22 protein-coding genes are annotated in these 24499 nt (G+C 73.6%); 13 read left to right on the forward strand and 9 right to left on the reverse strand.

Annotated elements, in window-relative coordinates:
- Positions 1-58 precede the first annotated feature (58 nt).
- The 3 genes from IG90_RS44700 (at position 59) to IG90_RS0107095 (ending at position 1333) form a co-directional block, all read left to right on the forward strand.
- Positions 59-211, forward strand: coding sequence for a hypothetical protein (locus IG90_RS44700; RefSeq protein WP_164493874.1), 153 nt, complete (start codon positions 59-61; stop codon positions 209-211).
- 448 nt (positions 212-659) lie between these two features.
- A complete protein-coding gene (locus IG90_RS0107090; RefSeq protein ID WP_030579201.1) occupies positions 660-938 on the forward strand; it encodes a hypothetical protein in 279 nt (92 codons plus the stop codon).
- Positions 935-1333, forward strand: coding sequence for a type II toxin-antitoxin system VapC family toxin (locus tag IG90_RS0107095; RefSeq protein WP_030579203.1), 399 nt, complete (start codon positions 935-937; stop codon positions 1331-1333). Before IG90_RS0107090 ends, IG90_RS0107095 begins: the two co-directional genes overlap by 4 nt.
- 186 nt (positions 1334-1519) lie before the next feature.
- Here IG90_RS0107095 and IG90_RS0107100 read toward each other — a convergent pair whose 3' ends face one another.
- Positions 1520-3076: a FadD3 family acyl-CoA ligase gene (locus tag IG90_RS0107100; protein ID WP_030579206.1), complete on the reverse strand. Its 1557-nt coding sequence runs from the start codon at positions 3074-3076 to the stop codon at positions 1520-1522.
- A gap of 96 nt (positions 3077-3172) precedes the next feature.
- Between IG90_RS0107100 and IG90_RS0107105 the strand changes: the two genes are divergently transcribed.
- Genes IG90_RS0107105 through IG90_RS0107115 form a run of 3 tightly spaced genes read left to right on the forward strand, consistent with a single transcriptional unit; the run spans position 3173 to position 5573 of the window.
- The gene (locus IG90_RS0107105) at positions 3173-4321 is read left to right on the forward strand and encodes a lipid-transfer protein (protein WP_030579209.1); all 1149 of its coding nucleotides are present in this window, start codon (positions 3173-3175) and stop codon (positions 4319-4321) included.
- A gap of 4 nt (positions 4322-4325) precedes the next feature.
- Complete coding sequence (locus IG90_RS0107110; RefSeq protein WP_030579212.1) at positions 4326-4787, forward strand: Zn-ribbon domain-containing OB-fold protein; 462 nt, start codon at positions 4326-4328, stop codon at positions 4785-4787.
- 3 nt (positions 4788-4790) lie between these two features.
- Positions 4791-5573 carry an enoyl-CoA hydratase/isomerase family protein gene (locus IG90_RS0107115; protein WP_030579215.1) on the forward strand — a complete coding sequence of 261 codons (783 nt, stop codon included), beginning with the start codon at positions 4791-4793 and terminating at the stop codon, positions 5571-5573.
- 50 nt (positions 5574-5623) lie between these two features.
- On the opposite strand, the gene IG90_RS0107120 is transcribed toward IG90_RS0107115, so the two are convergent.
- Entirely contained in the window at positions 5624-6157 is a 534-nt protein-coding gene (locus IG90_RS0107120; protein ID WP_030579218.1) for a hypothetical protein, read from the reverse strand.
- Positions 6158-6370: 213 nt separating this feature from the next.
- Between IG90_RS0107120 and IG90_RS0107125 the strand changes: the two genes are divergently transcribed.
- A complete protein-coding gene (locus IG90_RS0107125; RefSeq protein WP_030579222.1) occupies positions 6371-7057 on the forward strand; it encodes a hypothetical protein in 687 nt (228 codons plus the stop codon).
- A 65-nt stretch (positions 7058-7122) separates the two neighbouring features.
- On the opposite strand, the gene afsK is transcribed toward IG90_RS0107125, so the two are convergent.
- On the reverse strand, positions 7123-9552 hold the full coding sequence (afsK, locus tag IG90_RS0107130) for a protein serine/threonine kinase AfsK (RefSeq protein WP_030579224.1): 2430 nt from the start codon (positions 9550-9552) through the stop codon (positions 7123-7125).
- Positions 9553-9770: 218 nt separating this feature from the next.
- Entirely contained in the window at positions 9771-10580 is an 810-nt protein-coding gene (locus IG90_RS0107135; protein ID WP_030579226.1) for a VOC family protein, read from the reverse strand.
- Between the two features lie 323 nt (positions 10581-10903).
- On the opposite strand from IG90_RS0107135, the gene IG90_RS0107140 reads away from it, so the two are divergent.
- Complete coding sequence (locus IG90_RS0107140; RefSeq protein ID WP_030579228.1) at positions 10904-11551, forward strand: TetR family transcriptional regulator; 648 nt, start codon at positions 10904-10906, stop codon at positions 11549-11551.
- A gap of 159 nt (positions 11552-11710) precedes the next feature.
- Here the strand turns inward: IG90_RS0107140 and IG90_RS0107145 are convergent, their stop codons facing one another.
- Both IG90_RS0107145 and IG90_RS0107150 read right to left on the reverse strand, forming a co-directional pair.
- Positions 11711-12196 (reverse strand): nitroreductase family deazaflavin-dependent oxidoreductase, encoded by a 486-nt coding sequence (locus IG90_RS0107145; protein WP_030579229.1) that lies wholly within the window; start codon positions 12194-12196, stop codon positions 11711-11713.
- Complete coding sequence (locus IG90_RS0107150; RefSeq protein WP_030579230.1) at positions 12193-13467, reverse strand: acyl-CoA dehydrogenase family protein; 1275 nt, start codon at positions 13465-13467, stop codon at positions 12193-12195. The genes IG90_RS0107145 and IG90_RS0107150 overlap by 4 nt, the downstream gene beginning before the upstream one ends.
- Before the next feature lie 162 nt (positions 13468-13629).
- On the opposite strand from IG90_RS0107150, the gene IG90_RS0107155 reads away from it, so the two are divergent.
- From IG90_RS0107155 to pspAB, 4 genes are all read left to right on the forward strand, one after another.
- Positions 13630-14832, forward strand: a complete 1203-nt coding sequence (locus IG90_RS0107155; RefSeq protein WP_030579231.1) for a thiolase C-terminal domain-containing protein — start codon at positions 13630-13632, stop codon at positions 14830-14832.
- Positions 14833-14930: 98 nt separating this feature from the next.
- Positions 14931-15611 carry a pyridoxine/pyridoxamine 5'-phosphate oxidase gene (locus tag IG90_RS0107160; protein ID WP_030579232.1) on the forward strand — a complete coding sequence of 227 codons (681 nt, stop codon included), beginning with the start codon at positions 14931-14933 and terminating at the stop codon, positions 15609-15611.
- Between the two features lie 143 nt (positions 15612-15754).
- Positions 15755-16663: a zinc metalloprotease HtpX gene (gene htpX / locus IG90_RS0107165; RefSeq protein ID WP_030579235.1), complete on the forward strand. Its 909-nt coding sequence runs from the start codon at positions 15755-15757 to the stop codon at positions 16661-16663.
- 40 nt (positions 16664-16703) lie between these two features.
- On the forward strand, positions 16704-17288 hold the full coding sequence (gene pspAB / locus IG90_RS0107170) for a PspA-associated protein PspAB (RefSeq protein WP_030579242.1): 585 nt from the start codon (positions 16704-16706) through the stop codon (positions 17286-17288).
- A gap of 25 nt (positions 17289-17313) precedes the next feature.
- On the opposite strand, the gene IG90_RS0107175 is transcribed toward pspAB, so the two are convergent.
- Positions 17314-18534: a cytochrome P450 family protein gene (locus IG90_RS0107175; RefSeq protein WP_051860038.1), complete on the reverse strand. Its 1221-nt coding sequence runs from the start codon at positions 18532-18534 to the stop codon at positions 17314-17316.
- Positions 18535-18956: 422 nt separating this feature from the next.
- On the opposite strand from IG90_RS0107175, the gene IG90_RS0107185 reads away from it, so the two are divergent.
- Complete coding sequence (locus tag IG90_RS0107185) at positions 18957-20210, forward strand: cytochrome P450 (RefSeq protein ID WP_157846299.1); 1254 nt, start codon at positions 18957-18959, stop codon at positions 20208-20210.
- Positions 20211-20342: 132 nt separating this feature from the next.
- Here the strand turns inward: IG90_RS0107185 and IG90_RS0107190 are convergent, their stop codons facing one another.
- Both IG90_RS0107190 and IG90_RS0107195 read right to left on the reverse strand, forming a co-directional pair.
- Positions 20343-21014: a hypothetical protein gene (locus IG90_RS0107190; RefSeq protein WP_030579249.1), complete on the reverse strand. Its 672-nt coding sequence runs from the start codon at positions 21012-21014 to the stop codon at positions 20343-20345.
- Entirely contained in the window at positions 21011-24484 is a 3474-nt protein-coding gene (locus IG90_RS0107195) for a CHAT domain-containing protein (protein WP_030579252.1), read from the reverse strand. Before IG90_RS0107195 ends, IG90_RS0107190 begins: the two co-directional genes overlap by 4 nt.
- Positions 24485-24499: the final 15 nt, after the last annotated feature.

The raw sequence follows: 24499 nt of genomic DNA on the forward strand, positions 1-24499 counted from the left end.
CGGACGGGCCTCGCCAACCCACTGCTGACGCACCGCACAAGAGAAGGAGTTGACCATCATGGCCGACGCCACGAAGAAGGACCCTGTCTTCAAGCCCGCCGACCAGCACGCCACGGGCGAGCCGACGACGCAGGACCAGCACGCCACCGGCGAGCCGGTGACCACGCAGGACCAGCACGCCACGTCGGAGCCGTTCGAGCCGAAGAAGTAGACCTTCCCGACGGGGTACGGGGGAAGCGGCCGCGGTGGCACCGAGGGGGAGCCACCGCGGCCGCTGCATGTGCAGGAACGACCTGCTCACGTAATCGCGTAAACGTTCGACCCCTTCCCGCCATGGGGGTACCGCCATCGCCCCCCCTTGTCACTAGCGTCACTCCACGTCCGGAAGCTCGCTACACCACAGGAGCGGGAATGACCCGCACCAAGAAGACGTCCGTCGCCGCCGCGTTCGCAGTCGCCCTCGGCCTCGGCTTCCCGGGCCTTGGCCGACAACCACGCGACCGGCGACACCCCCGTCACCACGCAGGACAACCACGCGACCTGAGCCAGAAGCATCCCGGGGCCCGAGCGTGCGCTCGGGCCCCTCCGCACGCCGTCTCCGCCCCTTCCTCTAAGTACCCACCCGGGCCATATGGCATTGAAAATGCTAAAGTCGGTCCATGACCGAAGCCCCCGACTTCCCCCCCGGAGACGGCCCCAGCAGCGGCATCTCCGTCTCTCTCACCGCCGGCACCCTTCATGCGATCCGCGAGCGAGTCGGCAAGCGCGGCGTGTCCGCCTACCTCGAGATGGCCGCACAGCGGCAGATCGAGCGCGACCACCTGGACGAGCTCCTCGCCGACTTCGAGGCGACCAACGGTCCCACCGACCCCGCCGCTGTGGCCGACAAGCGCGCCAAACTGACGAGCGACCCGCCCCAAGCCGGAGCGGCCGCGTGAGCGGTGCCCTGGTCCTCGACAGCGAAGGACTCGCACAGGCCGTCCAGCGGGGCCGAGAGGTTCAGGAATGGCTGGAGGCCGCCCGCGACGCAGACCTCCCGGTGATCACTTCGGCGGCGGTCCTGGTCGAGGTGATTCACCCACGGCTCAGTCCTTCAGCGCTGTCCTGGACACTGTCACGCCTACGCGTCGAACCGGTCACCCAGGTCCTCGCGCACACAGCCGCATCCCTGCTCCGTAACGCTGGACTGCACGGCCACAAGTACGCCATCGACGCGATGCTCTGCGCGACCGCTCTGGCGCACCCGGGCCGGGTGACCATCCTGACGTCCGACGTGGAGGACATCGGTATCCTCACCGCCGACCACCCTCGCGTGACCACGGAGAAGGTCTGAGGCCCTCGGCCCCGGCGGGAGTCGGCGTCTACGATCCCCGCACCTGAACCTTCGCCGCGCACAGCTTCGCCAGGTCGTCCACGTCGGACGTGAAGAGCGCCCTCCGGCCCGGCTGCCGGTTCGCGATCGCGGCGAGCGCGGCGTCGATGGCGTACTTGTGGCCGCGCAGGCCGGCCTCGCGCCGGCCTACCCCCGCCCCCGCAGCTCCCCCTTCACCACCTTGCCGCTCGCGTTGCGCGGCAGCTCGGGGACGAATTCCACCGCCCTCGGCACCTTGAAGTTCGCCATCTCGCGGCGGGACCAGGCGATCAGGTCGTCCGCGGTGAGCGTCGCGCCCCGGCGGCGGACCGCGTAGGCCTTGCCGACCTCGCCGAGCCTCGGGTCCGGGATGCCGATGACCGCGACGTCGGCCACGTCCGGGTGGAGGCCGAGGAGCTGCTCTATCTCGGCCGGGTAGGCGTTGAAGCCGCCCACGATGAACATGTCCTTGATCCGGTCCGTGATCCGCAGGTTGCCCGCCGCGTCCAGGACGCCCACGTCGCCGGTGCGGAGCCAGCCGTCCTCGGTCATCGTGGCGGCCGTCGTGTCCGGGTCCTCGAAGTAGCCGGTCATCACGGTGAAGCCGCGGACCTGCACCTCGCCCGGAGCGCCCGGTTCCGCCTGGACGCGGATCTCGGTGCCGGGGATCGCCCGGCCGGACGTGGTGGCCACGACCTCGGGCGCGTCGCCCCGGCGGCACATGGTGACGATGCCGCTCGCCTCGGAGAGGCCGTACGCCGTGAGGACCGTCGCGATGTGGAGCTCGTTGCGCAGGCGCTCCACCAGCCGGAGGGGGACCACCGCCGCGCCGGTGACGACCAGGCGGAGGGCCGAGAGGTCGTGCGCGTCGCGTGCCGGGTGGTCCAGGAGCGACTGGTGGAGGGTCGGCGGGCCGGGCAGGACCGAGATCCGTTCCGCCGCGATGTTCGCCAGCACCGTGTCCACGTTGAACACCGGCTGCGGCACCATCGTGGCCCCCCGCATCAGACAGGCGATGATGCCCGCCTTGTAGCCGAAGGTGTGGAAGAACGGGTTCACGATCAGGTAGCGGTCGCCTTCACGCAGGCCCGCCAGGTCGCTCCAGATCGCGTACGCGCGCAGCGTCTGGGCGTGGGTGATCACCGCACCCTTCGGGCGGCCCGTGGTGCCGGAGGTGTAGATGATGTCGGAGGGGTCCGTGGGGGCGATGGCCGCCGCCCGTTCCCGTACGGCGGAGGACGGGACGCTCTCCCCCGACGCCAGGAAGTCCGGCCAGCTCGTGTAGTCCTCGGGGGCCGTGTCCGCCAGCACCACCACCCGCTCCAGGTCCGGCAGCTTCACCTCCGCCCGCCGCAGCGACGCCACGTACGAGGTGCCCAGGAACGTACCGGTGACGAACAGCAGCCTGGCCCGGCTGCGCCGCAGGATGTACGCCGCCTCCGTGCCCTTGAAGCGCGTGTTCAGCGGGACCAGCACCCCGCCGGCGGTCACCGCCCCGAGCGCGGAGACGATCCAGTCCAGGGTGTTCGGGGCCCAGACCGCGACCCGGTCCCCCGGCTCCACCCCGGAGGCGATGCACGCGGCCGCCGCGCGCTCCACCCGGTCGCCGAGCTCGGCGTACGAGAGCCGGGTGCGGCCGTCGGCCACCGCCTCGGCGGTGCCGTGACGCCGCGCCGCCGTCCGCACCAGCTCCGGGATGGTGCACCATTCCTCGTCGCCTCGCATCTCGCGCCCTCCCGCTGCCGCATTAGCTGACTATCCGTCAGATTAGCGGTAGCCTCTGCCGCTGTCAGCAGGCGCGACGGTGCGGGAGGTCAGCGGATGGCAACGCTCAAGGACGCGACGGCGATAGCCGGGATCGGGCAGACGGCGTTCGCGAAACGGCTCCCGGAGTCCGAGAAGACGCTCGCCTGCCGGGCGATCCTGGCGGCCCTCGACGACGCCGGGATCGCGCCGTCGGAAGTCGACGGCTTCGCCTCGTACACCATGGAGGAGACCGACGAGGTCGAGGTCGCCAAGGCGATCGGGGCCGGAGACGTCACCTTCTTCAGCAAGGTGGGGTACGGCGGCGGGGGCTCCTGCGCCACCCTCGCCCACCTCGCCTCCGCAGTCGCCACCGGACAGGCGAGCGTCGGCGTCGCCTGGCGGTCCCGCAAACGCGGATCCGGGCCCCGGCCGTGGAAGAACACCGCCGTTCAACTCCCCACGCCCGCCCAGTGGACCCGGCCCTACGGGCTGCTGCGGCCCGCCGACGAGATCGGCATGCTGGCCCGGCGCTACATGCACGAGTACGGAGCCACCCGCGACCACCTCTTCAACGTCGCGCTCGCCTGCCGCAACCGGGCCAACCAGAACCCGGCCGCGATCATGTACGAGCGCCCGCTGACCCGCGAGATGTACATGAACTCCCGCTGGATCAGCGAACCCCTCTGCCTCTTCGACAACTGCCTGGAGACCGACGGGGCGTTGGCCTGCGTCATCGTCTCCGCCGAACGCGCCCGCGACTGCCGGCGGAAGCCGGTCTACCTCCACTCCGTGGCCCAGGGGCTGCCCGCCCAGCACCACGGGATGGTCAACTACTGGAACGACGACCCGCTCACCGGGCCCGCCTGGACGGCCGCCCGACAGCTGTGGAAACAGGCCGACTTCGGGCCCGACGACGTCGATGTGGCCCAGATCTACGACGCGTTCACCCCGCTCGTCCCCCTCTCCCTGGAGGGGTACGGCTTCTGCGGGCGCGGCGAGGGCGGCGCGTTCACCGAGGGCGGGGCCCTGGAGAGCGGCGGGCGGCTGCCCGTCAACACCGGCGGCGGCGGCCTGAGTGAGGCGTACGTCCACGGCTTCAACCTCATCACCGAGGGCGTGAAGCAACTGCGCGGCACCTCCACCGCCCAGGTGCCCGACGCCGCCACCTGCCTGGTCACCGCCGGTGAGGGCGTCCCGACATCGGCCGTACTGCTGAGGAGTTGAGGAGATGGCCGTGAACGATTCCCTGCTGCTTCCCGTCGTCGACGAGGACGGCGCGCCCTTCTGGGAGTACGCCGCGCGCGGCGAACTGCGCGTGCAGGCCTGCGCCTCCCCCGCCTGCGGCGAACTGCGCTTCCCGCCCCGGCCCTGCTGCCCGCACTGCGGGTCGTTCGGGAGTGAGTGGCGGGAGACGAGCGGGCGCGGCCGGCTCTGGTCCTACGTGATCCCGCATCCGCCACTGCTCCCCGCCTACGCCGAACAGGCGCCGTACAACGCGGTGCTGGTCGAGCTGGCCGACGCCCCGCACATCCGGCTGGCCGGGAACGTCGTCGCCTCCCCCGACGCGCCGCTGAACTCGGTGGACCCGGCGCGGCTGCGGATCGGGGCTCCGGTGCGGGCGGTCTTCTGCCCGGTCGAACCCGGTGGCGCACCCGGCGTCACGCTCGTCCGCTGGCTCCTGGAGCGGTGAGCGATGGCCCTGCGCACCGAGCGGGACGAGGAGGCCGGGGTCGCGCTCGTCACCCTGGACCGGCCGGCGAAGCTCAACGCGATCGACCTGGAGACGGCCGGTGAACTCACAGCGATCTGGCGGGAGTTGCGATACGACGAGTCGGTGCGGGCCGTGGTCCTCACCGGGGCCGGAACGCGTGCCTTCTGTACGGGGATCGACCGGGGCGTCACCGTTCCGCAGCCCCCGTCCCCGTACGCCGTCGACGATCCCCTCCTGCGGATCGGACCCAAGGCGAACGACCTGTGGAAGCCGGTGCTCGCGGCCGTGGAGGGGATGGCCTGCGGCGGGGCGTTCTATTTGCTGGGCGAGGCGGAGTTCGTCGTCGCGTCCCGGGAGGCGACGTTCTTCGACCCGCACACGACGTACGGGATGGTCTCGGCGTACGAGGCGATCGCGATGGCCCAGCGGATGCCGCTCGGGGAGGTCGCCCGGATGTCCCTGATGGGCACGGCGGAGCGGGTGAGCGCCGAGCGGGCGTACGCGGTCGGGCTGGTCAGCGAGGTGACGGAGCCGGGCGGCGCGGTGGCGGCGGCGCTGCGGTCGGCGGCGGTGATCGCCGGGTACCCGACGGAGGCGGTGCAGGGCACGGTCCGGGCGGTGTGGTCCGCGAAGGAGGCGGCCAGGACCCAGGCGATGTCCCAGGCCCCGGCGCTGATCGCCCTGGGCAGCTTGGCCCCGGAACGGCAGGCGGAGCTGTTCGAGGGGCGGGGCGGGGGCAGGGGCGGGGAGCCCCGGGTGCGGTGAGCTGAGCACGCGCGGTACCCGTCCGCCCGCCCCGTGCGGGCAGAGCCCGCTCAGAGCGCCTCGGCGGTCACTTCGCAGCGCTTGACCCTGGACACCTTGCCGGGGCTCTCCATCCGCAGGGTGAGGGTGCGGGACTCGCCGCCGTCGAGGTTCACTATGGTCTCGGCGGTGTCCACGGTGTTCCCCAGGCCGTCGACGAACCGCACGTCGATCTCGTACTCCTGCGAGCCCGGCTCCTTCGCCCGCAACTCCACCAGCGACGAGGTGACCGCCTTGCGCTTGCCCTTGCGCGGCACGGCGCAGCGGATCACCCGGACGGCGGGGGCGTCGGAGGCGGTGGGCGTCGGGGTTCCGTAGGAGCCGGACGAGCCGGAGGACGAGGAGTCGCCGTAGTCGTCATGGTCGGTGTCGCGGTAGCCGTTGTTGCTCTTCTTCGAGCTGGAGCAGCCGCCGCCGCCCGAGCTGCTGCTCTTGCCGCTCCTGCTCTTGCCGCCCTTGCCGCCGCTGCTGGAGGTGGAGAATCCGGTGAGTGCGAGCACCACCACGACCAGGACCGCCGCGAGCTTCGTCTGTCGCCGCATCATGGATGCAGCCCCCCTTGAGTTTCGTTGCCGGTACGTCGCGCCGATGGCGGGCGTCGCGTTGTCACCCCCAGCATGCCGTGCGCGACCCATGCCCAAGTCATGACCCTGTCACGGTCCCGTCATGGTCTGCGTGGCGGGGGTGATCGTCCCGCAGTAGCGTCGGCTGCGGGGGGATGCCCGCGTACGCGCTGGACGACGCCCTGGAGGCCGACGATGATCCGCAACGTCCTCGGCTCCCTCGTCGCCCTGGCCGGGGCGGCCTCCGCCGTGCTGAGCCCGTTCCGTGCGTGGTACGACGGTCGGGTCGGGCGCGACTACCGGGTGCGGGACCTCTTCGAGGGGATCACCGCCACGGAGTCGGGGGTGCTGGTCTCGATCCTGCTGCCGTTCCTGGCCGCGGCACTGCTGGTGGTCGTGGGCGTGCTGCTCCGCTCGCGGCTCGTGGTCGCCCTCGCGGGGCTGGTCGTGCTGGGCTTCACGATCCTGTGGATGGTCCGCCAGGGGCAGGCGGCGGGCTCGCTGGTGGTGGGCGGGGACGGGGCGGGTTTGCGGGTGGGGGTGGCGAACGCGCTGGCGGGCGGGTTGCTGATGCTGATCGGGGCGTTGCTGATGAAGGGCCGGCGGGGGCGGCGGGAGCGGGGGCCCGGGCGGGTGCGGGAGCCGGTGGAGCCGTATGCCGCGCCGGCGGCGGACCAGGTGGACACGTGGCCGCCGACGCAGGAGCCGGGGATGTCCGTGCAGACGTCGCCGTGGCCGGAGCCGGAGGTGGACCCGTACACGGGGCCCGATCCCCGTGACCCCCGTACGCGGTCCTATCCGCGGGCGCCGCATCCGGAGGACGACCCCCGGGACCCGGTACATCCGCCGCACCGGCCGCCGCCTCCGCCTCCGCAGGGTTGACGGTCACCCCGTCGAGGGTCCGGACATCTTTCAAGCCCGTCCGGCGATTGAGGACAGGACCAGGCTCAGGTCCGGGCCCGGTTGCCCGTGCCCGTGCCCTTCAGGGCGTCCAGTGCGTACACGCAGCGGTCCTTGCTGCAGGCGTACACCACGCCCGCCCGGGCCACCGGCGAGCCCGTGATCTCGCCGCCCGTCGCGAGCTTCCAGCGCAGCTGGCCCCCCGCCGCGTCCAGCGTGTAGAGGACATGGTCCGCCGAGCCGAAGTGGACCCGGCCGTCCGCCACCACCGGGGAGCCCACCACGTCGCCGCCCGCCGCGAAGCGCCACTTCGGGGTGCCGGTGACCGCGTCCAGGGTGTACAGCGCGCTGCCGCTGCCCACGTGGACGTTGCCCACCGCGACGAGCACCGGCTCGATCGAGGCGCGGGCCTCCGTGGCGATCCGCCAGCGGTCCTTGCCGGTCGTCGCGTCCAGCGCGTACACCGTGCCGAGGTAGTCCGCGAGGTACACGCCGCCGCCGGTCACCGCCGGGCCCGGCGCGAACGCGGGCGGGGAGAGGAACACCGCGGGCGACTCGAAGTGCCAGCGCACCCGTCCGGAGCCGGTCTCCACCGCCAGCACCCGGGTGCCCGCCGCGACGTAGACGTAGCCGTCGGGGGCGGGGGTGACCCGGACCGGGACGCCGCCGCAGGAGGCCGCGTCGCCGATGGGGTACGACCAGCGCTCGATGCCCGTACGGGCGTCCAGCGCGCGCAGCCGGGCGTCCTGCCAGACGTACACCGTGCCGTCGTGGATGACCGGACCGGCCTCCGCCGTCTCGAAGTCGCTCTGCGCACCGGTGACTTCCCACAGCTTCTCGCCGTTGGAGGCCTCCCAGCCCTGGACGCCGCCGCCCCGGGTCGCGGTGAGGACCGTGCCCCGGTCGGCTTTGAGGGCGTACACCCAGGCGTCGGTCGACAGCCGCCACTGCTCGGCGCCGGTCGTGGCGTCCAGCGCGTACAGCGAGGGGCCGTCCGAGGCGTGGATCCTGCCGCCCTCGACGGCCATCGCCCAGGCCACGTCCCGGGTCTTGAACTGGCGTCGGCCGTTGCCCACGTCCAGGGCGTGGACCTCGAAGGACGTCACGTACAGCAGGTCGCCGACAACGACGGGCGTCCCCCACACGTCGTTGGACATGCGGAAGCGCCAGGGCCGCCAGCGGTCGGGGGCGGGGGCCGCGCCGTCCGGGGAGGGCCCCGGGGCCGGGACGGGGGCGGTGGGCGCCGTGGCCGCCTGCGAACCGTTCACTCCGGCGGGCGGGCGGACCCACCCGGTCGCGGCGGCCGGGTGCGCGGCGGCCGCCCCGCGCCCCTCCCCCGCACGCGGTCCGGGGCCGATCGGCACCTTGGCGCCGGGCAGGTGGACGGGACCGCTGTCGCGAGCGGCGGAAGGGCCCGCAGAGGGGGCCGGGCCGGACGCGCCGGACATCGGCGAGGGCGAGGCCAGCGGGGAGGGCGAGCGCAGGTCGGCCCCGCTGCGCCAGGCGATGTCCCGCTCGGGGGCCCTGGGGGGCTGCGGCGGGGGCGGCGGGGGCGATACCGGGGCGGGCGGTGCGGTGCGCCCGCCGCCCCTGCGCCGCTCGATCATCGCGGTGGCCGGGGACGGCAGCCAGGCCGAGGCCGTGCCGCTGTCGTCGCTGCCGGAGGCGAAGAGGTGCGGGGCGAGCCGCGCCTGGAGGTCGGCGGGGCTGGGCCGCCGGGTGGCGTCCATCTGCATGCAGGACTCGATCAGCGGCCGCAGGTCGTGGGGCAGGCCTTCGGTGTCGGGGCCCTCGCGCAGCAGCATGAACACCGTCTCGACCGGGTTGGCCCCGTGGAAGGGGGCGTGCCCGGTGGCGGCGAAGACGAGCGTGGAGCCGAGCGAGAAGATGTCGCTGGCCCCGGTGACGCTGCGGGAGTCCCGGGCCTGCTCGGGCGACATGTACGCGGGCGTGCCGACGGCGACGTTCGTCATGGTCAGCCGGGTGTTGGAGACGCCGGAGGCGATACCGAAGTCGATCACCCGGGGACCGTCCTCGACGACGAGGACGTTGGACGGCTTCAGGTCTCGGTGGACGAGACCCGCGCCGTGGATGGACTGGAGCGCCTCGGCGATGCCGGCGGCCAGCCAGCGCACGGCCTGGGTCGGCATGGGACCGCACTCGTTCACTATCTCTTCGAGCGAGGGTGCGGGCACATAGGCGGTGGCGAGCCAGGGCACGGCGGCACGCGGGTCGGCGTCGACCACGGCGGCGGTGTAGAACCCGCTGACCGCGCGGGCGGCCTCGACCTCGCGCGTGAAGCGGACCCGGAAGAGCTGGTCCTCGGCGAGCTCGGTCCGCACCGTCTTGATCGCCACCCGCCGGCCGGACGCCGAGCGCGCGAGATAGACCAGCCCCATGCCGCCGGCCCCGAGCCGCCCCAGCACCTCGAACGGGCCGATCCGTCTCGGGTCGTGCTGCGTCAGCTGCTCCACCACTTGCCTGCCACCTCCCCGTAACGGACCTCGGCGACGAAGTCCGCGAATTTCCGCCCGGTCGAATACCGCCCTGCGCAGGGCACCCTGTGCAGGGTCTCACCACTGGGTATCACCTGGCGGTACGCACCCCGATTCTTCCTGGCCCGGGCGTCTGTTGCGAACCCGGGGGCGGATGGGGGTGTCTCATGTCACTTCGGGTGGTATCCCCCCACACCGGGTTACGGGAGCGGCTCGCCGGGCTCCAGTACCGCGAAGACGGCCCCCTGGTCGTCGTGCAGGACGGCCATCCGGCCGTAGGGGATGCCGAAGGGCGGCTGGGCGACCCGGCCGCCGAGCTGGACGGCGAGTTCGGCGGCGGCGTCGCAGTCGGCGACGGCGAAGTAGACGAGGAAGTAGCTCGGCATCTCGGCGGGGAGCGCGTCCGTGATGACGCTGCGGCCGCCGACGGCGGTGTCCGGGCCCGGTTCGGCGCCCTTCGGGGTCCACATCCGGAAGTCGACCAGCGCCTCGGCGTCGTCGGAGACGCCGTGGCCCGACTCGTCTAGGTCGGTGCCGTGGAAGCCGAAGACCTTCTCGTAGAAGGGGTCCACCCGGTCGGGGTGCCGGGTGTACACCTCGGTCCAGCAGAAGGACGCGGGGTCGTTCTGCTTCTCGAAGCCCGCGCGTTCCTCCGGCTGCCAGAGCCCGAAGACCGCGCCCCCGGGGTCGGCGGCCTGCGCCACGATCCCGGCGCGTCCCGCCCGTACCGGGTCGGTGATGATCTGGCCGCCGTGCTCGCGGATCGCGGCGACGGTGGCCCGGATGTCGTCGGTGGCGAAGTAGACGCCCCAGGCCGTGGGCATCCGGCCGTCCTTCTTGGCGGCGAGCCCGGCGACCAGGCGGCCGTCGCTGAGCGCGTCCGCGAAGGGCATGCCGTCGCCCGCCTGGAAGGTCCAGCCGAAGAGCCCGCCGTAGAAGCGCTTGCCCGCTTCGAGGTCGGAGAGCTGCACGTCCGCCCAGCACGGCGCGGAATGCGCGAATGCGGCCATGGGACCGGGTCCTTCCGTAGCAGTGACGCCCGTCACAGTCAACGTAACGTCGCCTCCGGTCCCGCGCGCCCCGGACGCACCTGAAGGGAACCTTTGACCGATTGATGAAGGGTGCGCCCACCACGTGGACGAAAGTTGTCCACCGAAGTTGTCCACAGGCTGTTGATAACATTTTCACCCGGCAACTTCCCCGGCTGCGGGGCCTTCCACACCGCGGCCGAAAACCGTCGCTCCCCGCCCCCGCGCACCCCGCAGGTCCTGCGGCGTTCCCCATTTGCAGTCGGCCGAATCGCGCTCCCATCGCCCCTCGGTAAGCTGACGGCATGACAGGACAAGTACGCACCGTCGACGGCCGCGTGGCCGGTCGACGCGGTCAGGCGACGCGGCAGAAGCTGCTCGACTGCCTCAGCGAGATGCTCAGTTCCTCGCCGTACCGGGACGTCAAAGTCATCGACGTCGCCCGGAAGGCCGGGACCTCACCCGCGACTTTCTACCAGTACTTCCCCGACGTGGAGGGCGCCGTCCTCGAAATCGCCGAGGAAGTCGCCAAGGAGGGTGCCGGACTGACCGAACTGGTCGCCGGACGCTCCTGGGTCGGCAAGGCCGGCTGGGCGACCTCCGAGCAACTCGTCGAGGGATTCCTCGACTTCTGGCGGCACAACGACGCGATCCTCCGCGTGATCGACCTCGGTGCGGCCGAGGGGGACAAGCGGTTCTACAAGATCCGCATGAAGATCCTGAACTCGGTCACCAACTCCCTCACGGATTCCGTGAAGGAGCTGCAGAGCAAGGGCAAGGTCGACAAGGACGTCAGTCCGGCGGCGATGGCGGGCTCCCTGGTCGCGATGCTGGCCGCGGTCGCCTCGCACCAGAAGGGCTTCACCACCTGGGGCGTGAAGCAGGCCGAACTGCGGCCCAATCTCGCCCTGTTGGTGCACCTCGGCATCACCGGCAAGAAGCCGACGAAGTAGGCCGGGGCGCAGGAGGCCCACCGGCCCCGGACGCCCCTCGCCACCGGGCGGGCACCCGCTCGCCCGGACGCCCCACGTCCTGTCTCACCGACGGCGGACCACCCACGCACCCCTGCGGGTGGTCCGCCGTCGGCGTTCCCGGACGGGGAGCCGCACCCGCTACCGGCGCTCCAGCCTGAACAGCCGGATCTGCCGCTCGATCCGTCGCTGGTACGCCGCGTACGGCGGCCAGAAAGCCAGCGCGGCCTCCCACACCCGGGCCCGCTCCTCACCCTCCAGCAGGGTCGCGCGCACCGGGATGTCCCGGCCGCGCCAGCTGACGACGGCCTCGCCCCCGCGGGCCAGCAGGTTCGCGGTCCAGGCCGGATGCCCCGTACGGCCGAAGTTGCTGCCGACGAGGATCCAGCCGCTCTCCGCCTCGCCCTCCGGCATGCAGGCCAGCGGTGTGGTCCTCGGCCGACCCGTGCGCGCCCCGGGCACCGTGAGGACGAGCCCCGGCAGCATCCGGGCGCTGAGCAGCACCTTTCCCCGGGTGAGCCGGTGTACGGCCCGGTCCAGGGCGGGGACCACGTGTGGGGCGGTCCGCGCGAAGGCACGGGTCGAGGAGACCTTCTGGACCAGACGTGCGCCACGGGAACCGGTCATCGGACGCCCGCCCTGTGCCCGAGGCCGGCGGACGGGGAAACGGCGGCGGGCCCGTGGGGCGCCGCACCCGCCGGCGCGGATGCGGCGGCCCCGAAGAGTCCGGCCCGCTGCGCCGCGTGGTCGCGCAGCCGGTGGACCGGGCCGAAGAGCAGTTCGTCGCCCGCGGCCCGCTTGAGGTACCGGTGCGCCTCGTGCTCCCAGGTGAAGCCGATGCCGCCGTGCAGCTGGACCGCCTCACCGGTGGTGATCCGGGCCGCCTCCAGGGCCTGGGCGAGCGCGAGCGGCCCGGCCTCCGGGTCCCGGGCGGCGTGGTACGCGGCGGAGCGGGCCGCCTCGACCCGTACGTACAGGTCGGCGAGGCGGTGCTTGACGGCCTGGAACGAACCGACGGCCCTGCCGAACTGTTCGCGCTCCTTCACGTACGCCACGGTGCGCTCCAGGGCGCTCGCCGCCGTCCCGACCGCCTCGGCGGCGAGGATCGCGGCGGCCGTGCGCCCGGCGGCGGCGAGCGCGTCGGCCGCGTCGGCGCTGTCGTCCGCGCCGAGGAGCTCGGCCGGGGCGTCGCGCAGTTCGACGCGGGCCAGCGGGCGGGTCTCGTCGAGGGCGGTGAGGCGGGTGCGCACCAGCCCCGCCGTGCCGGAGCCGGTGTCGGCGTCCACCAGGAACAGGAGCGTACGGCTGCGCGGATAGCCCCCGGTGTGGGCGGCGACCAGGAGCAGCCCGGCGCTGTGGCCGTCAAGGACCCGGTCGGCCTCCCCGTAGAGCCGCCAGCCGCCGCCCGCAGCGCCCCCGGACCCGCGGGCCTGGATGCCGCCCGCCCGGCCGCCGCCCGCCCAGGCCCCGTCGCGGTTGTCTCCGGTGAGGCCGAGCGCGGTGGCGAGCGAGCCGCCGGGGACGGCGAGGGCTGCGGTCAGGGCGCCCTCGGCGATCCGGGGCAGCAGGGCGGTCCGCTGGTCCGGGGTGCCGAGGGCGGCGATCAGGGGTGCGGTGAGGGCGGCGGTGGCGAGCAGCGGCGAGGGCAGCAGGGCGCGCCCTGTCTCCTCGCAGGCGAGGGCCAGCTCGGTGGCCGTGCAGCCGGCCCCGCCGTACTCCTCCGCGACCGCCAGGCCGGGCAGTCCGAGGTCCCGGGCGAGCCTCCTCCAGAGGACCGGGTCGTAGCCCTCGGCGGTGGACACGGCGGCGGGGATCGCGTCGGGTCCGGCGCCCCGGGCGAGCAGTTCGCGCAGGGTGCGGCGGATCTCGTGCTGTTCCGCGGTGAAGGCGGCGTCCATCTGCGGGCTCCTTCCACCCAGGGGCAGGCCACCCCTGATCTGACGAGGCGTCATGTTAGGTGCGGGGGGCGGGAATTCCCAGGGTCGCGCACCCGTGCGGGCGAAGGAATCCGTTGCGCACACCCGGTTGCGGGGACCACTATCTGATGTACCGTCAGATCCATGACGCCCGCCTCGGCCTCCGCCGCACCTGCCGTCTCCCGCCGTCCGCGCAAGGTCGCCGTCGTCGGCACATCACTCGCGGACTGCGGTCGCGTCGACGACGCCACTCCGTACGCCCTGCACGCCCAGGCGGCCCGCCGCGCGCTCGCCGACTCCGGCCTCGACCGCTCGGTCGTCGACGGCTTCGCCTCCGCGGGGCTCGGGACGCTCGCCCCGGTGGAGGTCGCCGAGTATCTGGGGCTGCGGCCCACCTGGGTCGACTCCACGGCGGTGGGCGGCGCCACCTGGGAGGTGATGGCCGCCCACGCGGCGGACGCCATCGCGGCGGGCCGCGCGCGGGCGGTGCTCCTCGTCTACGGGTCGACGGCCCGGGCCGACATCAAGGCGGGCCGCCGCACGTCGAACCTGTCGTTCGGGGCGCGCGGGCCGCTCCAGTTCGAGGTGCCGTACGGGCATTCGCTGATCGCCAAGTACGCGATGGCCGCCCGCCGCCACATGCACGAGTACGGCACGACGCTGGAGCAGCTCGCCGAGGTGGCGGTGACGGCGCGGGCGAACGCGGCGGCGAACCCGGAGGCGATGTTCCGGGACCCGGTCACGGTCGACGACGTCCTCTCCGGCCCGATGATCGCGGACCCGTTCACCAAGCTGCACTGCTGCATCCGCAGCGACGGGGGGTGCGCGGTGCTGCTGGCCGCCGAGGAGTACGTCCCCGACACGGCGAAGGCGCCCGTCTGGATCCTGGGGACCGGGGAGCACGTCTCGCACTCCACGATGTCCGAGTGGGAGGACTTCACGGTCTCCCCCGCCGCCGTCTCCGGCCGCCTCGCCTTCGAACGGGCCGGGGTGCGGCCCGCCGACATCGACCTGGCCGAGATCTACGACGCGTTCACGTACATGACGCTGGTGACGCTGGAGGACCTGGGCTTCTGTGCGAAGGGCGAGGGCGGCGCGTTCGTCGAGAAGGGCCGCACCGGGCTGCGCGGCGAGCTCCCGGTGAACACGGACGGCGGCGGCCTGTCCGCCTGCCACCCCGGGATGCGCGGGCTGTTCCTGCTGGTGGAGGCGGTACGGCAACTGCGCGGCGAGGCCGGCGAGCGCCAGGTCCACCGGCCGGGCGGCGCACTGCCGGAGCTGGCGGTGGCCTCGGGGACGGGCGGCTGGTTCTGCTCGTCGGGGACGGTGGTGCTGGGGCGGGGGTGAGGGGTCCGGCACCGGCCGGCCCGCCCGGCTCACAGCCCGACGACGGTGAGCGCGCTCTCCAGCCCCTTGAAGGACGCGGACGGGCCCCGTGCGGTCCAATGGCCACCATGAGCGACCACACCCCCCGCCCCTTCCTCGGCCTCCTGCACGCCCAGCGCGTCTGGGACACCGAGCTGCCGTCCTTCGACCCGGAGGCGGCCCCGCCCGCCCCGGTCCCCCTCTTCCACGCCTGGTTCGCCGAGGCCGTGGCGGCGGGGCAGCCGGAGCCGCACGCGATGTGGCTGGCCACGGCCGACGCCGAGGGTCTCCCCGACGTACGCACACTGCTCCTGCACGACGCGGACGGGCGGGGCTTCCACTTCGCCTCGCACGCCACCAGCGCCAAGGGCCACCAGCTCGCCGCCCACCCGCACGCCGCGCTGGGCTTCTACTGGCCCGCGCAGGGACGGCAGGTACGGGTCCGGGGCCCGGTCGTCCGCTGCACCCCCGCCGAGAGCCACGCCGACCTGCACGCCCGGTCCACGGGGGCGCTGGCCGCAGCCCTGACCGGGGCCCAGAGCGAGGTCGTGGAGTCGACGGCCGCCCTCCACCGGGCGGCGGACGCGGCGTGGGACCGGGCCCGGGCGGAACCGGACACGGAGGCCCCGACCTGGACCCGGTACGTGGTCGAGCCGGCCGAGGTCGAGTTCTTCCAGGGCGACGCCCGGCGACGCCACATCCGGCTGCGCTACCGCCGGACGGCGGACGGCGACTGGACGCGCGAGCTGCTGTGGCCGTGACCGGTGCAGCCTGACCGATGCGGTCCCTGTGCGGTCCCGGACCTGTGTGGTCCCTGACCTGCGCCGACAGCACGTTTACCCGGTTCTCACCGTAAAGGGGCACTATGGGAGTCAGGTGAGAGGTGAGCTGTTGGGAGGCACCGATGCCACGAGCCCGTTCACGCTACGCCCCCGACCGGGGCCTGACCGGCCGCATGGTCACCACCATGTTCCTGATCGGTCTGCTCTACGTCGTCTTCGTGGGCGTGCTCCTCGCGGCCCTGCGGGGCTCCTGGCCGATCATCCTGATCATCGCGGGCGGTCTGTTCATCGCCCAGTTCTGGTTCAGCGACCGCATCGCCGCGTACGGCATGGGGGCCCGCGAGGTCACCCCCGAGCAGGCCCCCGAGCTGCACGGCACCATCGACCGCATCTGCGCGCTGGCCGACATGCCGAAGCCCAGGGTGGCCATCGCCGAGAGCGACGTACCGAACGCGTTCGCCACCGGCCGCAGTGAGAAGACGGCCCTGGTCTGCGCGACGACGGGTCTGCTGCGCAGACTGGAGCCGGAGGAGCTGGAGGGCGTCCTCGCGCACGAGATGTCGCACGTCGCGCACCGGGACGTCGCCGTCATGACGATCGCCTCGTTCCTCGGGGTGCTGGCGGGAATCATCACCCGCATCGCCCTGTGGGGCGGCTTCGCCCGCAGCCGGCCGGGCAACGACCCGGCGGGCATCCTGCTCCTGCTGATACCGCTGATCAGTGCCGTCGTGTACGCGATCAGCTTCCTGCTGACCCGGCTGCTCTCCCGCTACCGCGAGCTGTCCGCCGACCGGGCCGCCGCCCTGCTCACCGGCCGGCCGTCCGCGCTCGCCTCCGCCCTGACGAAGGTCAGCGGGCAGATGGCCCGCATCCCGACCGAGGACCTGCGGAAGGCGGAGCCGTACAACGCCTTCTACTTCGTGCCGGCGTTCTCCGCGAAGGAGAGCCTGGGCCGGCTGTTCTCCTCCCACCCGACGCTGGAGCAGCGTCTGGACCAGCTGTCCCGCATCTCCACCGACCTGTCCCGCTGAGCAGTCAAGAGCAGTTGAAAGCAGTTAGGGAGTGACGCCCGTGGGCCTGCTCGACGCCATCCTCGGCCGCAGCAAACCCGTCCGCCCCGACCTCGACCAGCTCTTCGCCGTCCCCTCCGCCGCCCTCACCCTCCAGGCCGCCACCGGCTTCACCCCGACCGGCCTGGGCTCGGTCTGCTTCGCGGGCGTGGAGGGCGGCGGTTTCGCGCGCCTCCAGGAGGACGTACGGGAGCTGCTGGACGCGGACACGGAGCGCGGCGGCATCCCGGTGGAGTTCAGCCGGGACGCGTACGGCTACACCTGGCTGCTGGCCAGCCAGCCTGCCGACGACACGGCGGGCCTGGTCAACGACCTCCACGCGGTGAACACCCTGCTCCAGGACGGCGGCTTCGGCCCTCATCTGCTCTGCTCGCTGATCGGCTTCCGGGACGCGGAGGGGCGGGCGCTGGCCCTGGTCTACCTGTACAAGCGCGGCACGTTCTATCCGTTCGCCCCGCTGCCCGGCGGTGCCGAGAAGCGGGACAACCAGCTGGAGCTCCAGGTGCGGGGCGCGCTCGGGGACGACCTCCGGGTGGAGAAGGACCTGTCGCGGTGGTTCCCGGTGTGGGGGGCTCCGGGGCTGTGAAAGCCCGCGCCGGCACTCCGGCGCCTCACCACCGGACCGGAACCTTCCGTTCTCCGCGCACGAGCAGCCCCGACATCCGGTCCTCCCCCGGAGCCCCGTCCGGGGCGAGCGTCGGGCAGCGGTCGAGCAGGGTGCGGAAGACGATGCGCCCTTCCAGACGGGCCAGCGGTGCGCCCAGGCAGTGGTGGACGCCGTGGCCGAACGCCAGATGGCCCCGGCCCCCGGCCTGCGTGCGGCGGATGTCGAAGCGGTCCGGGGCGGCGAAGCGGGCCGGGTCCCGGTCGGCGTCGGCCAGAGCGATCAGGACCACGGCGCCCGCGGGGACGACCCGGCCGCCGATCTCCACCGGCTCGACGGCCACCCGGGGCGGTGCGGTCTCCACCGGGGCGTCGTAGCGCAGCATCTCCTCCACCGCCCCCTCCACGAGGCCGTCCAGGTCGCCGCGGAGCAGGGCGAACTGATCGGGGTGGGCGAAGAGGGCGCGGACGCCCTTGCAGAGGAAGTTCACCGTGGACTCGTGCCCTGCCAGGAGCAGCAGGAGAGCCATCGATAGCAGCTCGTCCTCACTCATCCGGTCCCCGCCGTCGTCGACCGTGTGGATCAGGTCACTGAGCAGGTCGTCCCCCGGCGCATCGCGCTTGGCGGCGATCAGCCCACCGAGATACGGCACCGCCTCCGCCTGCGCGGCCCGCGAGGCCTCCGCACCGGTGGGCGCGGTGATCTCGTCGGACCACCGCCGGAAGGAGTCCCGGTCCAGGTCCGGGATGCCGAGCAGCTCACAGATGACGGTGATCCGGAGCGGGTAGGCGAGCGCGTCCACCAGATCGGCCCGGCGGTCCTCGGCGGCGAGCATGTCACTCACCAGCCCGTCGGTGACTTCCTGGATGCGCGGGGCGAGAGCGGCGACGCGGCGCGGGGTGAACGCGCGGGCGGCCAGCCGCCGCAGCCGGGTGTGGTCAGGCGGGTCGCTCAGCAGCATGTGGGCGTTGCCGGGGCCGTCCGTGGCGGGCGGCGCGTCGAGACCGGTGGCCAGGTGGCCGTTGCGCCGCCAGTCCCGGCTGAGCCGGGGGTCGGTGAGCGCTTCCCGGCAGGCGTCATGGCCGACGACGAGCCAGAACCGCTCCTCGCCGCCCCCGCGGATCTCGTGGACGGGTCCTCTGGCCCGCAGCACGGCGTAGGCGGGGTAAGGATCGGACCCGAAGGCGGGGTCGATGTCGAGCAGATCGACCGCGGCCGGGTCCGTCACAACAGCTCCCCTGATGAGTCGTGGTGGTGGCGGCCCGCGGGCCGGGTGGGCCCGGAGGCCGTACCGGGCCCGGTGCAGCCGGGGTGGGGCCGCGAGCCCGGCGGTCCTTTCGGTCACCCTAGCCCGCCAAACTTCCTGCCGTAACGGCAAGTTGCCGAAACTTCTCCTGCAACTCTGTTTATCTGTCGCCACGTTGGGCTAGGTATTCACCGCTGACGACGGTGGTCACACCGTCGATGTTCCCCACGTACGAGGAGGTGTCCGATGGCTAAGCGCATTCTTTACAAGGCTGCGAGCAAGTTCGGCTTCACGACCAAGGGAGCCGCCGGGGCCTACCCCTGGATCCCGTAGCTCGTCAGGCCCGATGACGGCCCGGCCCCGCCTGTCGGGGCCGGGCCGTTCTCCGATCCAGGGGTGTCCCGTTGACCGAACAGACCATGCCCCGCCGCCCGGTCCGCACGGGAGCGACGCAGGCCGGACTGATGGAGCAGTACGAGAAGGACCGCCTCGGCCATCTCCTGGCCTCGGTCGAGCGGCACGGTCCGGTGGTGGAGCTGACCGGGGGCACCGTCCTGGTGAACGACCCGGCCGCCGTCCACGACGTGCTCCGCCGCACGAACACCGACTTCCTCGTCACCGGCAACATCCGGCGCGACGAGGTCAGCGGCGTGCGCGGCGACCCGGCCACCGAAGCGTGGATGCGGGGCCGGCGTGCCACCCAGAAGGGCATGTCTCCCCCGGCGCTGGAGGCCCACCGGGCCTGGCTGGCGGAGGAGACCGGCCGGCTGTGCGACCGCTGGCGGACCCGCTCCTCGGTCACCGACCCCGTCGCCGAGCTGGAGCAGCTGTCCGCCCGCTCCTTCGCCCGGTTCTGCTTCGGCACCCGCGACGCCGGGGCCGCCGCCCCGCGCACCGGCGACCTGCTGAACGCGCTCACCCCGCTGATCAGCAGTCCCTTCCACTTCCCGCCCGCCGTACGCCGTCTCCTGCCCCGCTACCGCCGGTCGGTCAGCGCGCAGAAGAAGCTCGAGGAGGAGCTGCGCCGGGTGCTCGACGGGCCGGGCGAGGGCGGACTCGTCGCGTCGCTGGCCGCCTCCGGTCTGGACGGCGAGGCGACGGTCCGCATGCTCGTCTCCAACGGCCTCGCCTCCTACCGGGTCCCGGCCGCCGCCATGACCTGGGCCCTGGTGGCGCTGGCCCGCGAGCCGGACGTGGCCGAGGAGTGCGCCGCCGCCGTGGACCAGGTCAGCGGTGACACCACCCCGGACATCCTGCGCTGGACGATCGCCGAGTCACTGCGCCTGTGGCCGCCCAACTGGCTGATCCTGCGCACGGCCGACGGCGAGCAGACCTGTGGCGGCTGGAGCCTCCCGGCGGGCGCGGCGGTCATGATCTCGCCGTACGTCATGCACCGCACCGCACCGGTGTTCAGCGACCCCTCGGCGTTCCGCCCGCACCGCTGGGCGTCGCTCCAGCCGGCCGCCGGGGAGTACCTCCCGTACGGCATCGGCAGCCGCTGGTGCGTCGGCAAGGCGCTGGCGGACCTGGAGCTGGCGACCGTCCTGTCCACGCTCGTGGCCCGGTTCCGCTTCACCGTGGAGCGCATGGCCCCGCTCCCGGACGTACGGACGACGCTGCTCCCGGCCGGCCTCACCCTGGGGCTGCGGCCCCGTTGACGCGTATCGGCCCCGGCTCGGCCGATGAGGCTCAGCCGTTGACGGTGGCGTGCTCCAGGAACGCGTTCCAGGCGGCCGGGGCGACGGCGAAGGTGGGCCCGTCGGTGGGGTGTGCGGGCGGGCGGAGAGGGTTCAGGGGCCCAGCGTGATGCCGTGGGACGCGGGCCCCAGGCGGGCCCGGTAGCGGCGGATGCCCCAGCTGCGGTGCTCCAGCTCGGCGGCGACCAGCACCTCGGCCGTGTTCACCGCACCGGGGACGAGCTCCACCAGGGCGGCCACCGGGTGATCGCCGACCAGCGGCACGCGGCGCAGGCGTCGGAACTCCCACTGCGGGTCCGGCTGGGACGCCCCGTGGCCGCGCACGATCCACTCCTCCCGGCCGGGGCCCGCCTCCGGCTGCCGCTCGACGCCCACGTCCACGATGCCGGTGCTGACCGTGAAGCTGAGTCCGGTGCCGGGGCCGGCCGCCGCCGGGCGGGTGCGTACGCCCGGGTCGATGAGCCGGGCGACGGGCCGTACGGCGGGGTCGGGGGTGGCCAGGGCGACCGCCAGGGAGGCGTGCCGGAACGCGCCCGGTGCCTGCGGGGTCTCCGGGCGGAAGGAGCACACCAGCAGCAGGTGGCGGTACTCCCGCCCGGGTGTGGCCCGGGTGTGGGCGAGCCAGTCGGCGGGGGCGCTCCCGTGGTCGGCGGGCAGCAGGTCCCAGCCGAAGGTGAGCCGGCCGCGCAGCGCTCCGTCGTCGGCCGGGGCGCCGAGCGTGCGCTCCGGCACGAGGGCGACGTCGTGCAGCTGGACCTCGGTCATGCGTCGGCTCCCTTGCTCCGGCCCAGTAGGCAGGTGAACGCTCCCCAGTCACGGTATGCGGGGTACCGGGCCCGGGTGGCGATCTGTGCTTCGCGGAACGCCTGCTCGGGGTCGTCGGCCGACCCGGCCCGCAGGTGCAGGCGATGGTAGAAGTACGCGGCCGGTTCGGGGCGGACCGCCCACAGGCAGCCGACGACGGCCTGCACACCGGCGGTGATCAGCGCCGCCGGGACGCCGCGCACGTTGTCCGCCCGGTCGAAGCGGCCCAGCGCCGACTCGCAGGCGGCGATCGTGACCAGGCGGACGCCGCTCAGGTCGAGTTCGAGGAAGTCGTGGGCGAAGAGCCGGCCGTCGTCGTCATCGTCCGGCGTGAGGTAGAGGCAGTGCAGCCAGGGCGCGTCCTGGTCCATCGTGCCGTGGACGGCGAGGTGGACCACGTCGGCCGTGGCGAGTTCGGCGAGCAGTCCGGCACGGGTGGCGGCCGGACCCGTCAGCGCGTTCGCACCGACCGCTGCGGCGACCGTCCGGGCGTGGTCCTCCAACGCGGGCTCGGCGGAGAGTCCGTAGGGGACGCCACCGGCCGCGGAGGCGAGCACCGCCGTGCGGCGGGGGCGTGCGGGGCCGGCGGCGGGCAGGAGCGCTTCGAGGCCGGCGACGGTGATGACGGTCCACTCGTCGGCGATCATGAGGTCACCGGCGGCGCACAGCGCGACCGGCAGGTAGTGCAGTGCGCCGTGCGGCCAGAGCAGGAGGCGGTCCTTGCCCCGGGCGCGCCACGCGGCCCACCGGTCGCCGTCGGGGAGCGGCAGTTCGTGCCCCGTCAGCAGTCTGCGGCCCTCCGGTGTCACATCGCCGAAGAGCGGATCGCGTTCGACCTCCGTCCGGACCGCCTCGACGAGGTCGGCTGCGGGATGCCGGTCGGCGTACGCTTCGGCGCCCTCCGGTCCGCCGCCGTCGGGGTCGCCGAGCCACACGATGATCTCGCTGCCCTCGCGGGTGACGGCGAGCAGGACGGCCGCGCCGTTCACCGCGGTGGGCAGGAACCAGCTGAGCAGGACCGTGCGGTCGTCGAGCAGCTCTCCGGTCCGCGCCCACAGGCGCTCGTCGTCCACGAACGCCGCCGAGCGTGCGCGCAGTTCGTCGTCGATGAACGAGGAGATGCGCCGGCGCAGGTTACGGGCGAACTCCTCGCGCTCGTCGTCGGCTTCGCCGGGGTGGTGGTCCGCGTCCAGCACGTCGAGCAGGTTCGCCGTCGTACCGCCGAGGGCGGTGGGACTCTCCAGGGCGCGGAGTCTCCCGACGTAGTTCTCGATGTGCGCGGGCCGCGTGACCGGGCCGTCGATCCGGCGCCACGCGCCCGCCTCCGGCCCCTTGCCCGCCTGGTGGAGGCCGAGCACCAGCGCCACCGGCATCGTCTCGATCTCGACGGTGAGCTGCCACAGGGCGGCGTGGACGAGGTCGCGCAGCACCTCGCCGAGCTCGGGGGCACCGCTGGTGTCGAAGTTCGGGACGTCCACGATGATCGCGTACACGGCGTTCCTGAGGTCGTCGCCGCGGAGCCGCGGTAGGTCGTGGAGGACGGGCAGCAGGCAGGCCTGGGCCAGTTCCCGCTGGTTCAGCGAGGCGTAGCAGAGCGCGGCGTAGGTGGAGTGCCCCCACGGGAACGGGACCCGGCCGGCCACCGGCTCCCCCCGCTCCACGGCCAGCCGGTAGAGGTCCGCCGTCAGCAGTCTCACCCCCGCGCCGTCTCCCGGCCCCGCCTGCCGCAGGAGGGCGACGCCCAGCGCGGGCTGCCCCCGGTCGCGGGCGTGGGCCGCCGTGTGCAGCAGTGCGGCGGAGCGCCGCGCCGCGGGCCAGTCCGCCGGAAAGGACTCCGGGAGCGGGCCGGGGCCGGGGCAGTCGGTGGGGTCGTCGGGCAGGGCGTGCAGCCGGGCCTCCGTCAGCTGCCGGCGGTGTGCCGGGCCCCGGACGGGGGAGCAGCTGTCGGCCCAGTCCAGTGCGGCACGGAGCAGCGGCCGGTCGGAGCGTTCCCGGGCGAGGTTGACGCCCTGGTCGACGGTGCGGGTGGCGACGGCACCGCCGTGCGCGGCGAGGAAGGCACGGACGTCCGAGCCGAACACGTTCTCGCGTACGACGTCGACGAGCGTGTCGGGGGCGTCGGGCAGCGACCGGAGCAGGAAGAGCAGCAGGTCCGGTGGAGCGGCCCCGGGCGCCTCGTACAGTGCGGCGAACGCGGCCCCCGCGGTCTCCTGGTCCACGCCGCCGTCCTCGCCAAGCACCTGGGCCAGCGCGGCCAGGATCACCGGACGCAGCGCACTGCCCGGCCCGTTCTCCCGGCCGTCCGACTCGGCCGCCCGTAGCAGCAGTTGCCCTGTCTCCACACGCAGCCGCGCGTCGAACCGCAACGGCCACCCGGCGCCGGACCGCTGCCGGTGCGGCGGAGAGCGGTACAGGTCCGCGGCGAGCTGGGCGGCCCGTACGGTCCACCGCTCACCGGCGTACAGGTCGCCGCCGCGATCCTCCGGCCCCAGTACCGCCAGGCGCAGCCTGGCCGCGGCCAGGAGGGCGGCGGCCAGGCCCGGGGAACCCTCCAGCTCCGCGATCAGGCGGCCCGCCACCGCGTCGGCCTCCTCGAACACCGAGCGGTCGCACCGTTCCGCGAGAACCGGCGCCGCACTCTCGACCGTACGCAGCGCCGCCTCCCGCCAGGTGGGCTCCGCCCCGCACTCCTCGGCGACCTCGGCCACCAGCCGCCAGTAGAGGTGCAGGACATCGGCGGGCGCTTCCTGACTCCGGGACGCCTCCACGGTCAGTGCGTGCAGCATCGCTTCGGCGGTCGGCCCGTGCGCTTCCGCCAGCTCCCGCTCCAGTCCGCGCCGCGTCCGTTCCGTTTCGCGGGCCCGCAGCTTGGCGGTGTCGAGCGACAGCACCCGGTCCTTGACATGGAGCGCCAGCTCCAGCAGGACGGACACCGGGTCGAGGACGTAGGTGACGGTGGGCGGCCCGGCCGCCGCGTGGCCGGGCGGACCGAACCGCACCCGGCCCGCGCAGACCATGCCCCGCCGCGTCTCGTCGGTCAGCACGGCGACCATGTCGCCCGCGGCCGGCAGCACGTGGGACACCACCAGGACGAGCGATCCGGCACCGGCGACCGTCTCCAGCCAGCCGGGCGGCAGGTCCAGGCCGAGGTCGTACGCCAGCTCCAGGCCGCCGGGGCCGAAGACGGCGACGTCGCCGGCCGCGTCCCGGTCGACGCACCACCGTGCGTCGACGGGGGCCGCGAACGGCAGTTCGTCCAGCGAGGTGAGCGCGGCCAGCCCCCGCGCGTACGCCCGGGTGAACAGGCTTCCGCCGGCACCGGCCCCGGTGAACGGGCTGAGCCCCGCCTGCCCCACCGCCAGCCCGGCGTGCCGGGCTCCGTCCACTTCCGCCAGGAACGCCCAGCCCGTGACATCCCCCGACCGTCGCACGCCGCCCCCTCATAC

Source organism: Streptomyces anulatus, assembly GCF_000721175.1.
Lineage (GTDB): Bacteria > Actinomycetota > Actinomycetes > Streptomycetales > Streptomycetaceae > Streptomyces > Streptomyces anulatus_C.